Source organism: Rhizobium sp. AG855, from assembly GCF_003610655.1.
GTDB lineage: Bacteria > Pseudomonadota > Alphaproteobacteria > Rhizobiales > Rhizobiaceae > Allorhizobium > Allorhizobium wuzhouense.
Genome location: NZ_RAQG01000003.1, coordinates 1425738 through 1440776 on the forward strand (window position 1 = coordinate 1425738; position 15039 = coordinate 1440776).

The window sequence follows — 15039 nt, forward strand, 5'->3', positions numbered from 1 at the left end:
ACACCATCTCAGTCATGTCGCGGCCATGAAAGCCGATGTCGATTGCAAGGCGCATTCGTGCTAGGCGATGCTCTAGCCTTTGCGCTTTCATGACCGCATGCGAGGAGCCCCATGTTTCTTTCGGTTTTCGACGTGTTCAAGATCGGCGTCGGCCCCTCGAGTTCCCACACCATGGGTCCGATGACGGCCGCCAACCGGTTTCTCGACCTGATCCTCTCCGACCAGTGGCCGCGCCCGGCGGGCGCCCATGTGGCGGCGCTGAAAGCCAGCCTGCACGGCTCGCTTGCCTATACCGGCATTGGCCACGGAACCGGCAATGCCGTGATCATCGGGCTGATGGGGGAAGCGCCCGACAGCATCGATCCCGATCGCATGGACGGCATCATCGCCGAGGTCGAACGTTCAGGCCGCGTCACGCCATCAGGTCATCCCGCCTATCACTTCCAGCCGAAGGACGATCTCGTCTACGACAAGAAGACGCCGCTCTCCGGCCATGCCAACGGCATGCGGCTTTCGGCGCTCGACAAGGACGGCCGCGTCCTGCTCACCCAGATCTACTATTCGATCGGCGGCGGTTTCGTGGTGACGGACACCGAACTGCTGGCCTTGCAGAAGCAGAAGAAGCAGACGTCCAGCCAGAAGGTGCCCTATCCCTTCGCTTCGGCGAAGGAAATGCTGGCCATGGCCGCATCCTCCGGCTTGACCATCGCCCAGATGAAACGGGCGAATGAGGAAGTGGTGCGCTCGCGCGAGGATCTTGATGCCGGCCTCGACCGGATCTGGGATGCGATGCTAAGCTGCATCGATCGCGGATTGCGCCAGGAGGGGCAGCTTCCGGGCGGCCTGAAGGTGCGCCGCCGGGCCAAGTCGATCCACGACCAGCTGCAGGAGGAATGGCGCTCCAACCGGCTGAATCCGGTTCTCGCCAATGACTGGCTGTCTGTCTATGCCATGGCCGTCAACGAGGAAAATGCGGCCGGTGGCCGTGTCGTGACTTCGCCGACCAATGGAGCGGCCGGCGTCGTGCCCGCCACCATTCGTTACTACCTGCACTTCCATCCCGATGCCGACCAGGAGGGCATTCGCGATTACCTTCTGACGGCGGCCGCCATCGGCGGGATCATCAAGCACAATGCCTCGATTTCGGGAGCCGAAGTCGGCTGTCAGGGCGAAGTCGGCTCGGCCTCCGCCATGGCCGCCGCAGGGCTCGCGGCCGTGATGGGCGGCACGCCGGAGCAGATCGAGAATGCCGCGGAAATTGCGCTTGAGCACCATCTCGGCATGACCTGCGATCCGGTCGCCGGCCTCGTCCAGGTGCCGTGTATCGAGCGCAACGCGCTCGGCGCCGTGAAAGCCGTCACCGCCGCCTCGCTGGCGCTGAAGGGGGACGGCCAGCATTTCGTGCCGCTCGACGCCGCCATAGAGACCATGCGCCAGACCGGCAATGACATGAACGAGAAATACAAGGAAACCTCGCTCGGCGGGCTGGCCGTCAACGTCGTGGAGTGTTGACGCGGGCAGGGGCTTTGCTTTTGTCCTGAAACGCCTCTGTCGTCATCCTCGGGCTTGTCCCGAGGATCTACAGCGTCTGCCACTGGCTCGACGTCGGACGTCGCATACCCAGCCGTCGTCCTGCGAATGGCCGCCCTCGGCGGATCCTCGGGACAAGCCCGAGGATGACGAACAGCCGCCCTTTCTCCCTCTAAACTGTTGAGCACCGCTCGCCTGCGACACCCTTGCCCTTGACCCTGAGGTCAGACCCGCTATCCCGGAGAGCATGGCACTGCATCTCCTCAAACTCTGCGTCGGAGCCGACTCCATCGACGACCTGCGCGACTGGGTCGCCGAACGCTGCCTCGTCGCTGTCGCGGCGGGCATGGAGCCGCATTCCTCGCATGTCACCCGCATGGTGCCTAAGCGCATGGACGAATTGCTCGACGGCGGTTCGCTCTACTGGATTATCAAGGGCCAGCTTTCGGCTCGGCAGAAGCTCCTCGACATCAAGACCTTCACCGGCGGCGACGGCATCTCGCGTTGCGAGCTGATCCTCGGCCCCGAGGTCATCGAAGTGGCGCCTGCACCGCGTCGGCCCTTCCAGGGCTGGCGTTATCTCGATGCCGATGTCGCCCCGCGCGACCTCTCGGCGTCGGGCGCCAATATCGAGGATATGCCCGACGACCTGAAGCGGGAACTGGCCGAACTCGGACTGCTGTGAGTTCACACACACGCGGTCCGCTCCGGCACATCGTGTGATGCGCCAGCCTCCGGGGCTACCGTCTCAGGACCTCGGGGGGGATCGCAGACAGATACACTGCTGTTGTGTTCCTTCTGTAGCGTCTTGCCGGCCGCTGTCGTTTGCAGCGGGTGAGGGCGGCCTTTGCAGATAAGTGTGCCGGACCATCGGCCATCGAAAGGTCCGAATTCAGCGTCATGGCCGATCGCGGGAGAGGCTGTTGGGGTGTTGGGGATTTTGATGGGCAGACGTGACGATATTGGCCAGACCGCCGAGGGATCCGTGCGGCCGCGGCCGCGCTGGCAAAAGATCGTGTTGCGCGTCGGTCTTTCGATCACCGGTGCTGCCGCTCTCTTTGGCGCCTATGTCGGCATTCTCATTCTCTCGGGCAATTTCCACGAAGTCATCCCGGGGCGCTTCTACCGGTCTGCCCAGCTGTCTGGCGCGCGCCTGGGCGAGGAGATCGACCGCTACAAGATCAAGACCGTGATCAACCTGCGCGGCGCAAGCACGGGCAAGAGCTGGTATGACGACGAATTGCGGGCGACCGAAGCGCATGGCGCGACGCATGTCGATTTCGGCATGTCGGCGCGCAAGGACCTGACGCCGGAGCGGACCCAGGAGCTGCTGACTTTGCTCAAGACCGCCGAGCAGCCGATCCTCGTCCACTGCCTGTCCGGCGCCGATCGCACCGGTCTCGCCTCCGTCATCTTTTTGCAGCAGGTCGCGGGTGTCGACGAGGAGGTGGCCGAATGGCAGCTCTCGCCGATCTACGGCCACATCAATCTGCCCTTCCTTGCGGCGTATGCAATGGACGACACCTGGGAGAGGCTGGAAAAGGTCATCGGCCTCGACAGTTGATCAGGAGATCTGCGCTTGTCAGCTGGCAAGTCCTGCGGTTCGCACTCCGATATCTTTTTCCGGCAAGGGGTGGATTTGGCCCGGCCATGACGACAAGTCGCGTCACGGATACACCCCGTCAAACCATCTCTTTTAGCTTTGCGGACAAAACGACCGCAGCCATCCGAATATCCTCTTCGATGTAGGTTCGAACAGCGAATCCGTCGCCTTGCTCCAGTGCTGCAACGATTTTGCGATGCGCGTCATTCGATTGCGGGATGTAGGCATCGGATTGCATCAGCAAGTTCAGGTATGGCCCGACACGGCCCCAGAGATCCTGGATGATGTTGAGCATGATCGGCGCTTTGGCATGGTTGTAAATGGCGAAATGAAAGGCTTCGTTCATCGCCAGGTAAGACGCGGAATCACCGGCTCTCACGGCGCGATCCATTCCCGACAGCAAGACTTGAATTTCTGCCAGACCCGCCGCCGGCATGCGAGAGGCCGCTCTTTCGCCGGCGGTGCCCTCGACCGCGATGCGGAGATCGGTCAGTTCGCCAAAGGCGGCGTCAGAAAGCAGGGGCACGATAATCGAGCGATTGTCTTTCATCTCGAGCGCACGCTCTGCAACCAGCCGCTGCAAAGCCTCGCGAATCGGCGTCGTCGAGATCCCGTACAGGTCTGCCAGCTTGCGGATCACCAGCGTTTGCCCGGGATTGAAGGTTCCCGAGATCAGCCCCTGCCGTAGTGCGGCATAAGCCCTATCGTTCAGTGTTTCGTGGGTGAGTTTCAGCATTCAGTTCTTCCGACGAGACCCAAAAGAGGGACAACTTGAACTAAAGATGCCGGTCCATCAACTCCGAAGAGTTCAATCCATGGCATACGGAGCGAACCAGCCGGAGAACTTTGGCCGACACAGGTCGATCCGTTCATCGTCTCCGGCCGGCATGTCCGTGATCGACATGGCCCAAACCCGCATTTTCTAAGCGACTGGTATGGTTTGCAGGACGCTGTCAAGCGTGCTGAGCAACAGGTCGGCCTCGGCAATACCGAATGGCAGAGGTGGCCTGATCTTCAAGACATTGGCATTGGGTCCCGATGCGCTGATCAGAATGTTGCGCTCCCTGAGGCCGTTCACCACGGCCGCTGTCTCCTGCGAGGCGGGCCTGTCGATGGAACCGCCCCGAAGCAATTCGACGCCAATGAAAAGACCTGCGCCGCGCACTGAGCCTATGATCGGATGGCTCTGCGACAAGGCGATGAGCCCGTTGCGGAGATGGTCTCCTGTAGTCCTGGCATTTTCCACCAGTCCTTCATCCCGGATAATGTCAAGAACCGCCGTGGCAGCGGCCATCGCGACGTTGCTGCCGCCAAAGGTGTTGAAGTAGCGCGACTTTCTGCCGAAATCGTCCAACAGGTCGCGGCGCGACACCATGGCTGCGACAGGATATCCATTTCCCATCGGCTTGCCCATCGTCACGATATCCGGGGTTAGTTCGTGGCGCTGAAAGCCCCAGAAACGGTCGCCGGTTCGGCCAAAACCCGCCTGAACTTCGTCGGCGATGAAGAGGCCCCCCGCCTCACGGAACAGCTTGACTGCCGGGGCGAGGAAGCCCGGCGGGTCTGAGAATATGCCGTCGCTGGAAAAGATGGTGTCAACCAACAGCGCCGCTGGGCGCACGCCCTGGCGCCGCATCTCGGCCAGGGCGCCCTCCACGCCCAAGGCGAAGGCTGCGGCGACATCGCGGCCTTGCCGCGGATCAAGGGGAGCGTCGACTGCAAAGACATCACGACCGGGCGGCACGCCCAACCCGAGAGACGGCGACAGGCCGGCGATCGTTTCGGTGACCCCATGGTAGGCCAACCGGGTGATGATGATGCCGCTGCCGCCTGTGGCATTCTTGGCAACCCGAATGGCCAGATCATTCGCCTCGCTTCCGGTGCAGGTGAACATGACCCTGTCGAGCGCTGAGGGGAAGAGATCCAGAAGCCATTCGGCAAAGTCCAGAACGCCGTCACTGAGATAACGCGTATGCGTGTTCAGGATCGACATCTGCTTCGTCACGGCCTCGATCACGCGGGGGTGGCAGTGTCCGACAGACGGCACATTGTTGTAGGCGTCGAGAAAGCGCTGGCCATGCGCATCGTGCAGCCAGACCCCCTGCGCAGAAACCGGGTGAAATGGCTGGTCGTAGAAGAGCCGGTACGAAGGCCCGAGCAGCCTGTCCCGTTTCGCGACGGTTTCGCGGTCACGGTCATCCAGCCTTTCGGCCTTCGCCGGGTCGAACGCATTGATCATTGCTTGAGATCCACTCATGCCAGTTCTCCCTGTGACGCGCGGTGGAATTTCTGATCGACCTGATCGGCGGGCAGGGCGGCGAGAGCCAGCAGGCCCGCCACAGCGCTTTTCTGGTTTCGCAAGATATAGTCCCGGTTTTCGGGGTATTGGGAGGCGCGCCAGTTTGTGATGATGACCGTCATCGCCAGGCGGGTTGCAAGCAGCACAGGAAGCGCTGCAACCTCGTCTGGGTGCAAGGGCATCACAGACCGGTAGGCGGCTAGAAACCGGCACAACGGCGCAAGAGGCTCGGTGCCGTTCGCAAAAAGATAGGAACATGCCACCGCGATATCGCAAGCCAGCGGGCTCTCTACCATGTCACCAAAATCGATCACGCCCGCGATGGCGCCCGTTTCGGGCGAGACGAGCACATTGTGCGGATTGAGGTCATTGTGAATGACCTGGTGACGCAGTGGAGCGAGCGCAATGGACTCAAAACGATCAAGCGCGTCGGAGGCGAGGCTCCGGTGGAGGGGGTCTTCGGTCATAGGGAGATAGGCGCGCAATTTCGCCGCGTGTTTGAGGTCCCAGAGCAATTCGTGGCCGGCGCCCGGGTGGCGGAAGCCGGACAGCGCCTGGCCCATCTTCGCGGCCGTCAGGCCCAGGCCGGTCTGCTGTTCGGCGCTTGTCACATCCCCGGTCATGGGGACGCCGTCGAGATAACTCAGCATGTAGCAAAAGCGTGTTTGACCCTCGACATCGCTCCACGGGAAAATATCTGTTCCGCCAAGGGTGCGGATGACCCGCTGGATCGGAAGGTCGGGCGCGACCTGTTCCAGGTGTCGCATCGCGCCGACCCGGAAGTCGATTGTGGATCGGGCTTCGGCCGCATTGGCGACCTTGAGCAGAAATTTCGGGCGACCATCGATCATCAGCATAAAGTTCTGATCTCGTTCGCTTTTGAGCGCCTTGGCGGCAACCTTGAGGCCGTAGTGCTCTGAACTGACGGAAACCGCTTCGTCGAGGGTCATCGCAACGGATGTGGTTGTCAGAGAGTCCCTGGGACGCAACACGCGCTCAAGGTCATTCATGTTTCGTACTCCTGTCTCTGGGTGAACCAATCGTCACGTAAAGATGATATATCATATATCATGACACACCTGCAAGGCGGCCTGTATGGCCCCCGTTTAGGTGTCGCGATGGAGTAAAACCACCAAAAAGGTCCGGGTGAAGTCATCGGCAAAGGCAGTTGACGCCCGACGGAAATTATGTTCGGTATACCATATCACAAAATAAGCTGCTCGAAATTAACGGCGGCACGCAGACTCTTGGGGATCTTATGCAGGGAATTCATTCCGAACCTGGAAGTGCAGTGGGAGCGTCAGTGGCAGTTGCGGCGCAGGCCGGTCAGTCAGTGCCAATGCGTCGTGAGGGGCAGGCTCCGGGCAAAGGGGCAGAGCTTGTTCGGCTCGTCGACGTCTCGAAGACCTTTGGTACGAAGGAGGCGTCTCACACGGTCCTTCAGGATGTGAACTTCAGCATCGTCTCGGGAGAATTCTTTATCCTCCTCGGTCCGTCCGGTTGCGGCAAGACCACCCTGCTGCGTTTGCTTGGGGGCTTTGAATATCCCACAACAGGTATCATTGCGCTTGACGGGGTTGATCTATCGAATGTGGCGCCGCATCGGAGACCGATCAACACGGTATTCCAGTCCTATGCGCTCTTTCCGCACATGACGGTCCGCCAGAACGTTGCCTATGGGCTGCGTATGCTGAAGTGGCCGACCGACAAGCTGAATGCCAGGGTCAGCGAGGTGTTGGAACTCGTGCGGCTCAGTCAATTTGAAGGCCGGCGACCGGCGCAGTTGTCTGGTGGCCAGCAGCAGCGCGTTGCACTCGCACGGGCTCTTGCGCCTTCGCCGCGGCTGCTTCTGCTCGACGAGCCGCTGTCTGCTCTGGATTTGAAGCTTCGCAAGGGAATGCAGGCTGAGCTGAAGCGGCTGCAGCGCGAGACGGGGATCACGTTTGTCCTCGTGACGCATGACCAGGAAGAAGCGCTGGCGATGGCGGATCGTGTCGCAGTCGTGGATGGTGGTCGGGTTCTGCAAATCGGCCCCCCTGAAGACGTCTATACCAAGCCAACGAACCCGTTCGTCGCCGACTTCATCGGGGAAGCAAACCTCGTTGCCGGCGAGCTGTTTGGTCGCCCGGGCATGGTTCTCGCGCTGCGGCAGGAAAGCCTGACCTTCTCGCCCGGTCCGGGTCGGATGCGTGGTGTCGTGTCTGCGATTACTTTCCTCGGCAGCGATATCCTGTACGAGGTGAAGGTCGGCGAGGGGCAAGCCGATCTACGCATGCGCGGACGTCGGGAAACCACACCAAAGCTGGATGTCGGTGCGGAGGTTTTTGTCGATTGGGCCGAGGCATCTGAGTGGTGGATGTCCAAATGAGCCTCATTCGCCCTCGATCTGCCGCGCTGCTTCTCGCCCCTGCGGTTCTTGCGATTGTCGTTTTCATGGCGCTGCCATTGTTGCTGGCGCTCGCGGTTTCCTTCATGACGGCGGATACCTATGGGGGCGCCCATCTTCCCCTGACATTCTCCGCCTATGTGCAATTGTTGTTCGAACAGGATTTCGATGAGTCGTGGGCATTCACGGCAAGTTATCTGCAGATTTTCGTCCGTTCGACACTGCTTGCCATCGCCGCCACATTGCTCACGTTGCTGTTTGCGCTACCGGTCGCATGGCACATCGTTTGCCAAAGACCTGAAGTCCGAAGCTTGATGCTTTTTGCAATCACGCTTCCCTTCTGGACCAATCTTCTGATCCGGACGTATTGCTGGGTCCTGATTCTGCGCGACCACGGGCTTGTCAACCAATTGCTTGTCGGAAGCGGTGTCGTGTCCGCGCCTGTCGCCCTTTTGTACAATAATGGCGCTGTCTTGCTGGGGCTGGTCTATTCATTCCTGCCCTTCATGGTCTTGCCGATTTATTCGACGCTCGAGCGCATGGACACCCGCCTCATCGAGGCGTCTCACGATCTCTATGCCGGCAGGATCCAGACACTTCTAAACGTGGTCTGGCCGGCCGCGAAACCTGGCGCAGCCGCCGGCGCCATCTTGGTCTTCGCCCCCGCGCTCGGCGCATTTGTCACGCCGGACCTGCTGGGTGGCGGCAAGGTGATGTTGATCGGAAATCTCATCCAGAACCAGTTTTCCTCGGCCCGAAACTGGCCGTTCGGAGCGGCGGTGGCGATCATTTTGACGGCAATCGTGCTTGCCGCAATTTGGGTACAGACAAAGCGCGAAAGCCGCATGGGGGAGGAAAGAACATGACTGCGGGCGATAATGTCCTCCAGGCAAAGGCGCTTTTGGCCAAGACCTCGACCAAAGCTCCGTTTGATTGGCGTCGAACGCCGGGCCTTGGCGTGGCAACCGGTTCTGTTTTCGCGTTCCTTTATCTGCCGTTGATCGTCCTTTCGATCTATTCCTTCAATGGCGGGGACCAGGTGACGGTCTGGAGCCATGTCAGTTTGCGCTGGTTTCGCGAGATCTTTCGAAATGACGCCATTCAGCTGGCAACCTGGAACAGCCTGATCGTCGCGACGGCGGCGACAATCATCAGCACGATTTGTGCAATCTGCGCGGCGATGGCTCTTGAGCGCGGTGCGCGCTTGGCGGGGCGGAACCTGTCGATTTCCCTCATTGCGATGCCGCTCGTGGTCCCGGAAATTGTGACCGCGGTGGCGACGCTGATCTTCTTCACGTCCATTGGGCTGAAACTGGGCATCGGCAACCTGATCGTCGCCCATACGGTTTTCTGCATTCCGTTCGCGATGCTGCCCATTCGGGCCCGATTGCGGGAGATGGGTGAGGCCGCAGAAACGGCAGCGCGCGATCTTTACGCCAGTGAGTGGAAGGTCTTTTGGACCGTCACCCTGCCGCTTCTTATGCCGGCCGTTCTTTCCGGCGTCATGCTCGCATTCGTCACCTCGCTGGATGACTTCATTATCAGTCAGATGGTTGCGGATCCCGGCATGACGACTTTGCCAATGTACATCTACGGGATGATCAGGCTTGGCGTGAAGCCGGAGGTCAATGCGGTGTCGACGCTTCTCCTGCTGGCGTCCATGACGCTGGTCGGCGGTGCCTATCTGCTTTCAAAATACAAAAAATAACCAACATAAAAGGAGAACGCGATGAAAATGGGATTTGTAGTCAATTCGGCAGCAGCACTGTTTCTGCTGTCCACAACGGCAGCCTTTGCGCAGGAGGAGCTGTATTTCTTCAACTGGTCCAATGCGACCTCGCCCGAACTGCTGGAGAAATTCGAGAAGGAAACCGGGATCAAGGTGATTGTCGATGTCTTCGACAACAACGAAACGGCACTTGCAAAACTGAAGTCCGGCACTGGCGGCTACGACGTCCTTGACGCCACCAGCGATTTCCTTCCGATCTACATCAAGGAAGGCTTGCTTCGGGAAATCGACGTCGCGGGCATGCCAGGCTTCGACAACATTGATGACAAGTGGAAGAAACCGGTCTGGGACCCGGAGGCCAAGTACTCGCTCAGCTGGTATTGGGGCACCACCTCGTTTGCGGTCGACACAGCCGTTTATAAAGGACCGACTGACAGCCTGTCGATTTTGTTCGAGCCCCCAGCAGAGCTCGTCGGTAAAATCGGGATGTTTTCATCGCCCACCGAGGTGATGTCGCTGGCGCTGACCTATCTTGGCAAGGATCAGTGCAACACCAATCCGGCTGACCTGAAGGAGCTGCAGGCCTTGCTTGAGAAGCAGAGGCCAGCTGTCAAACTCTACAACTCAGACGCCGTCGTCGAGCGGATGTCTTCGGGCGAGACGGCCGCAAGCCAGGACTGGAACGGGGACGCGATGCGCGGGCGCCTGGCGCGTCCGACGGTCAAATTCGTTTACCCGAAAGAGGGGATGGTCGCCTGGGCTGAGACCCTGTCGATCCCGAAGACCGCCCCGCATCCGGAAAATGCAATGAAGTTCATCCAGTTCCTGATGAAACCGGAGAACTCGGCCTTGCAGGCGAACTTTGTCCGGTATGCCAGCACCATCAAAGGAGCCGAACAATACTACATTCCCGAACTGCAAGGTGCCCCTGAACTGACCATTCCGGAAGGAACCCGGCTTGTGTTCTCCGAGCCCTGCGGTGAGCAGGCGATCAAGTACTACGACAAGATCTGGACCAAGCTGAAGAACTGACGCGAAAGTGCTGCCGCGACCGGCTCGCCACTCCCGAGGCCGGTCGCGACTGCCTGCTTGAGCACTATTTTGCGGGGACGCAATCGACGCAATGGCATCGAAAGCCTGAGAGCCTGCCCCCGACGAACTCTCGATACGCAGTGCCCCGAGGCCAACTGTTTCCCCAGATCAAGGGGAACCGGAGCGGCGTGCTGTGCGCAAACCATGAACGGAGGCATTCGAATGCACCCCCATCTGTCTAACGCGTCATCCTCGCTGCTTGACAATCTTCAGCCCCCCGCTGTGCCGCTTGACGTCCTCATGTCTTTTGCCAAGTCCCACTATGGCTTAAGCGGGACCTGGAGTGAGCTGTCTGGCGAGCGTGACCAGAACTTCCGCGTCAGCGATGACCAGGGTGGCGTCTGGCTCTTCAAGCTCTGCAGTCCGCGAGAAGCCGATGGGGTGTTCGAGGGCCAGGTCCTGGCACTGGAACATATCGCGCGCACAGACCCCGGCCTTCCGGTTCCGCGCGTCAGGCACACCAATGATGGCTTGTTATTGGCAAAGCTCCATCATGCCGGCTTGGATCATTGCGTGATCGTGCTGTCTTATCTGCCAGGCAGCGTTTTGGGAGCAGCACCGCTTTCGAGCGAGCGGCTGTATGAGGTGGGCCAGCTGGTGGCGCGGTTGGGCCGGGCCTTGCGCGGTTTCATTCATGCTGGCCCGGCGACGCGCCATCTGGCTTGGGATCATCGCCACCTGGCAGATCTGTTGCCCCATGTGGGCGTGCTGCCCGAGGAGCAACAGGCCCGTTCGGCACGGCTCATCTCGGCATTCTGCAAAGACCGGTTGCCGGTCCTCGAAACACTGCGCTCCCAGATTATCCATGGTGACGCGCACCCCTTCAATACCTTGACGGATGGGGAAGGGATCGTTGGCGTGATTGATTTCGGCGACATGATTGCCGGTGCACTCATTCAGGATCTGTCCAACACCCTTGCGGACTATCTGATACCCGGCGCCGACAATCAGCGCATCATGTTGGAAATTACCAAGGGCTATCATTCGATTACGCCCCTGGAAGAGCAGGAGCTGGAGGTCTTGCTGCCTCTGGTGGAAACCAGGATCTTGATGAATCCATTGATCCTGGCTCTTCGTTCACAAGGTGGGGCCCCGGAGTCGATCTTCGAGGATTACTGCCGGCGCGCATTTCCCTTGCTGGATGAACTTGAAGCTCAGCGCACGGTGTTTGTGAATGTCCTGCGGCGCGGTGCTGCCCTTCCGCCGCTTTCGACCTTGGTTTCGGACAGCGTCGAGGGCATGCTGGAGCGTCGCAAGAGTGTGATGGGCAAGAAGCTCTACATGTTCTACGACACGCCGCTGCATCTGGTGAAGGGGCAGGGCGTTTGGCTGACGGCCAAAGACGGAAAGTCCTACCTCGACTGCTACAACAACGTGCCGCATGTTGGCCATTGCCACCCCTATGTGATCGGGGCAATCGAGCGCCAGATGCGCCAACTGAACACCAATACGCGGTATCTGTCTGAGCAGTCGATCGCCTATGCCGAACGGTTGACGGCCACGTTGGATAAAAGCCTGAGTGCCGTCATCTACGTCAATTCCGGCAGCGAAGCGAATGACATAGCGTGGCGCATGGCGAAGGCGTGGACGGGACGCTCCGGCGGCCTGGCGATGGATTTTGCCTATCACGGCGTCACCGACGCCATTGATCCCTTTTCCCCGTCCAATGACATGGAAAACTGGAAGTTCCCGCATATGCGGGTCATCACACCACCGGACGACTATCGGGGGCCGTTCAAGCGGGGAGACAACAACATCGCTCAGCGCTATGCCGATCTGGCGGATGCGCCGATCAGTGACCTTGCGCAATCCTCCTATGGTGTCGCCGCCGGCATGGTCGATTCGGCCTTCATGACCAATGGCATGCTGGATGTGCCTCAGGGCTATCTCTCTGCGGTTGTCAGCAAGATCAGAGCCGCAGGCGGACTGTTTATCGCTGATGAGGTTCAGTCCGGCTTTGGACGTATGGGTACGGCCATGTGGGGCCATCAGCACCACGGTGTCGTGCCGGATTTCGTGACGATCGGAAAACCTGCGGGCAACGGGCATCCCATCGGAGTCCTTATCACCCGGCCGGAGATCCTCGATCACTTCACGAAAACGGCGCCCTTCTTCTCCACCTTCGGGGGAAACAACGTTTCATGTGCCGCGGGCATCGCGGTCTTGGATGTCATCCGGGACGCGAATCTGGTCGAGAACTGCAAGACCACCGGTGCCTATATGAAGGCGCGCTTGCTTGAATTGAAAGACAAGTTCGATCTGATTGGCGATGTGCGCGGGGTCGGTTTGGCGCTTGGCGTCGAACTTGTTCGCGATCGGCACACTCTGGAGCCGGCCAAGGCAGAAACCAAGCGCGTGGTGGACTTGATGCGCGAGCAAGGCGTTCTGATCGGTTCAGAAGGTGTGCTTGGCAACATTCTGAAGATCAGGCCGCCTGCCGTGCTCCAGCCCGCCCATGTCGACATCGCCGTGGCAGCGCTGGAACAGGCACTGCTCCAAATCTAGCAACAGGAAAAGGGTCTGGTCCGGCAAGACCGCTGGGCAGGCTTTGCCGAGATCAACACGCTGAGCCTCACCATAAGGGCTGCCTTTGACGTGTTGATCATTTCAATGGCCGAAAGGCGCAGCAGAATACTCAATGACCAACGAGATTGGATTGCATAACATGAAAGCGGACTTGATCATTCTCGACGGAAACGTCCTGACGATGGATGACGAAGCTCCGAGAGCCGAGGCTGTGGCCGTGGCAAACGGCAAGATTGTCGCTGTCGGTTCGAATGCCGACATCGGCGCGTGGCAGACACCGTCGACCAGAGTGATCTCGGCGCGCGGCGGAACTGTCCTGCCCGGGTTCGTTGAGGCCCATATGCATCTCTTTGGCGGAGGCTCCCAGCTGGCGCATCTTGACCTGTCGGGTGTGCTCGGATTCGAAAACGTCGCGGCAGCAGTCAGAGATTATGCTGCGAAAAATCCAGAGACGAAGCTCCTGACCTGCAAGATGGCCAGCTACATGATGTTGGGGGATGGGATCCGTCTCGACAGGCATCATTTGGATCGGATCCTTCCGGATCGGCCACTTGCCTTCATCTCGTTCGACAATCACACCATGTGGGGCAACACGTTCGCGCTTGAAAAGGCAGGGTTGCTGCACGGTCTCAAGCTGAGCCCTGGCAATTCCGTCGTCATGGGCGATGACGGCCTCGCCAATGGGGAACTCAATGAAGCGGAAGCCTATGGGCCGCTTCTCGTCTTTGGCGGTCTTGACAGAGCGATGCTCGGCTTGACCACCGGTGGCGAACCCGATCCGAAGCCGAGCGCGGCCGAGTTCGCCGCCGATGTCCGGACGGTGAAGGAGGCATTGAAATGGTGTGCCCAGCACGGGATCACATCGATCCACAACATGGATGGCAACCTTTACACCTTCGAGATCCTCGAGGAAATTCAGCGTGATGGCGATCTGCTGTGCCGTGTGAAAGTGCCGTTCCACTACAAGAACTTCATGAAACTGGATGACCTCAAAAAGGCGTCATTCATGACGGAGCGTTACAACTCCGAATGGCTGTCCAGCGGTCTTGTGAAAATGTTCTATGACGGCATTCTGGATGGGCACACGGCCTATATGGTGGAGGGATATGCCGATCAGCCCGGATTCAAGGGCGAACCTCTTTTCTCGCAGAAACAGTTCAACGAGGTCGCGATCGAGGCTGACAGGCTGGGGCTGCAAATTGCCGTGCACGCCGTCGGCAGCGGGGCGGTTCACTCTGTCCTGAACGGCTATGAAGCCGTTGCCCGTGCCAACGGACCCAGAGACCGGCGTCATCGGGTAGAACATATCGAGGTCATCCATCCTGACGACCTGCCCCGTATTGCAGAACTCGGCGCGATCGCCTCGGTCCAGCCGCCGCATCCGCCCGGCGTCATGGGCATTCCGTTGGAACCAACGCTCACGGTGGTTGGTGAGGATCGGTGGGAGTATTTCTACGCCTTCCGCACCATCAAGGAGACAGGGGCGCATGTTGTCTTTTCGTCCGACTGGCCTGTTGCCGATCTGAATGTGATGCGGGGAGTGCACGCCTCCATGGATCGCACGCCCTATCTCCCGCATTTGCCTGACCAGCGTTTCTCGCTTCATGAGGCACTTCGGGGCTATACCGTTGAAGGTGCCTATGCGGAACACGCTGAAGATCTCAAAGGCAAGCTCAAGGCTGGCATGCTTGCCGATATCGTCGTGCTGTCTGCCGATGTTGAGGCTGTGGCGAAAAATGACATTCCCGCCATTCGGCCCCTTGTTACGATATGCGGTGGAAGGATAACCTTCGAGGCCACGCAGTAGTGCCTATGTCGTCACGGGGCGCTCGAAAGGGCGGCCATCAAATCGCTGGCTTTATCGGGTCGGACAT

Annotated in this window: 12 protein-coding genes; 9 read left to right on the forward strand and 3 right to left on the reverse strand. The window is 59.6% G+C overall.

Annotated features, from left to right (window positions below; translation table 11 throughout):
* Positions 1-111: 111 nt before the first annotated feature.
* From DFO46_RS06935 to DFO46_RS06945, 3 genes are all read left to right on the forward strand, one after another.
* On the forward strand, positions 112-1512 hold the full coding sequence (locus tag DFO46_RS06935; RefSeq protein WP_120276794.1) for an L-serine ammonia-lyase: 1401 nt from the start codon (positions 112-114) through the stop codon (positions 1510-1512).
* A gap of 265 nt (positions 1513-1777) precedes the next feature.
* Positions 1778-2215, forward strand: a complete 438-nt coding sequence (locus DFO46_RS06940; protein ID WP_110790525.1) for a DUF1489 family protein — start codon at positions 1778-1780, stop codon at positions 2213-2215.
* Positions 2216-2473: 258 nt separating this feature from the next.
* Positions 2474-3094, forward strand: coding sequence for a tyrosine-protein phosphatase (locus DFO46_RS06945; protein WP_120276795.1), 621 nt, complete (start codon positions 2474-2476; stop codon positions 3092-3094).
* 118 nt (positions 3095-3212) lie between these two features.
* On the opposite strand, the gene DFO46_RS06950 is transcribed toward DFO46_RS06945, so the two are convergent.
* The 3 genes from DFO46_RS06950 to DFO46_RS06960 form a co-directional block, all read right to left on the reverse strand.
* Positions 3213-3869: a GntR family transcriptional regulator gene (locus DFO46_RS06950; RefSeq protein WP_110790523.1), complete on the reverse strand. Its 657-nt coding sequence runs from the start codon at positions 3867-3869 to the stop codon at positions 3213-3215.
* 186 nt (positions 3870-4055) lie between these two features.
* Positions 4056-5390, reverse strand: coding sequence for an aspartate aminotransferase family protein (locus tag DFO46_RS06955; protein ID WP_120276796.1), 1335 nt, complete (start codon positions 5388-5390; stop codon positions 4056-4058).
* Positions 5387-6442 (reverse strand): phosphotransferase, encoded by a 1056-nt coding sequence (locus DFO46_RS06960; protein ID WP_120276797.1) that lies wholly within the window; start codon positions 6440-6442, stop codon positions 5387-5389. The genes DFO46_RS06955 and DFO46_RS06960 overlap by 4 nt, the downstream gene beginning before the upstream one ends.
* A gap of 329 nt (positions 6443-6771) precedes the next feature.
* On the opposite strand from DFO46_RS06960, the gene DFO46_RS06965 reads away from it, so the two are divergent.
* The 6 genes from DFO46_RS06965 (at position 6772) to DFO46_RS06990 (ending at position 14972) form a co-directional block, all read left to right on the forward strand.
* The gene (locus DFO46_RS06965) at positions 6772-7800 is read left to right on the forward strand and encodes an ABC transporter ATP-binding protein (protein WP_120276798.1); all 1029 of its coding nucleotides are present in this window, start codon (positions 6772-6774) and stop codon (positions 7798-7800) included.
* Complete coding sequence (locus tag DFO46_RS06970; protein WP_110790519.1) at positions 7797-8684, forward strand: ABC transporter permease; 888 nt, start codon at positions 7797-7799, stop codon at positions 8682-8684. Before DFO46_RS06965 ends, DFO46_RS06970 begins: the two co-directional genes overlap by 4 nt.
* Before the next feature lie 35 nt (positions 8685-8719).
* On the forward strand, positions 8720-9526 hold the full coding sequence (locus DFO46_RS06975; protein ID WP_245422520.1) for an ABC transporter permease: 807 nt from the start codon (positions 8720-8722) through the stop codon (positions 9524-9526).
* A 21-nt stretch (positions 9527-9547) separates the two neighbouring features.
* Positions 9548-10579, forward strand: a complete 1032-nt coding sequence (locus DFO46_RS06980) for an extracellular solute-binding protein (protein ID WP_120276800.1) — start codon at positions 9548-9550, stop codon at positions 10577-10579.
* Positions 10580-10801: 222 nt separating this feature from the next.
* Complete coding sequence (locus DFO46_RS06985; RefSeq protein ID WP_183041855.1) at positions 10802-13144, forward strand: aminotransferase class III-fold pyridoxal phosphate-dependent enzyme; 2343 nt, start codon at positions 10802-10804, stop codon at positions 13142-13144.
* A 160-nt stretch (positions 13145-13304) separates the two neighbouring features.
* Positions 13305-14972: an amidohydrolase gene (locus DFO46_RS06990; RefSeq protein WP_120278170.1), complete on the forward strand. Its 1668-nt coding sequence runs from the start codon at positions 13305-13307 to the stop codon at positions 14970-14972.
* Positions 14973-15039 lie beyond the last annotated feature (67 nt).

Coding starts and splice junctions, on each gene's coding strand:
- DFO46_RS06935 (WP_120276794.1), top strand. CDS start 112: ATGTTTCTTTCGGTTTTCGACGTGTTCAAGATCGGCGTCGGCCCCTCG.
- DFO46_RS06940 (WP_110790525.1), top strand. CDS start 1,778: ATGGCACTGCATCTCCTCAAACTCTGCGTCGGAGCCGACTCCATCGAC.
- DFO46_RS06945 (WP_120276795.1), top strand. CDS start 2,474: ATGGGCAGACGTGACGATATTGGCCAGACCGCCGAGGGATCCGTGCGG.
- DFO46_RS06950 (WP_110790523.1), bottom strand. CDS start 3,869: ATGCTGAAACTCACCCACGAAACACTGAACGATAGGGCTTATGCCGCA.
- DFO46_RS06955 (WP_120276796.1), bottom strand. CDS start 5,390: ATGAGTGGATCTCAAGCAATGATCAATGCGTTCGACCCGGCGAAGGCC.
- DFO46_RS06960 (WP_120276797.1), bottom strand. CDS start 6,442: ATGAATGACCTTGAGCGCGTGTTGCGTCCCAGGGACTCTCTGACAACC.
- DFO46_RS06965 (WP_120276798.1), top strand. CDS start 6,772: ATGCGTCGTGAGGGGCAGGCTCCGGGCAAAGGGGCAGAGCTTGTTCGG.
- DFO46_RS06970 (WP_110790519.1), top strand. CDS start 7,797: ATGAGCCTCATTCGCCCTCGATCTGCCGCGCTGCTTCTCGCCCCTGCG.
- DFO46_RS06980 (WP_120276800.1), top strand. CDS start 9,548: ATGAAAATGGGATTTGTAGTCAATTCGGCAGCAGCACTGTTTCTGCTG.
- DFO46_RS06985 (WP_183041855.1), top strand. CDS start 10,802: ATGCACCCCCATCTGTCTAACGCGTCATCCTCGCTGCTTGACAATCTT.
- DFO46_RS06990 (WP_120278170.1), top strand. CDS start 13,305: ATGAAAGCGGACTTGATCATTCTCGACGGAAACGTCCTGACGATGGAT.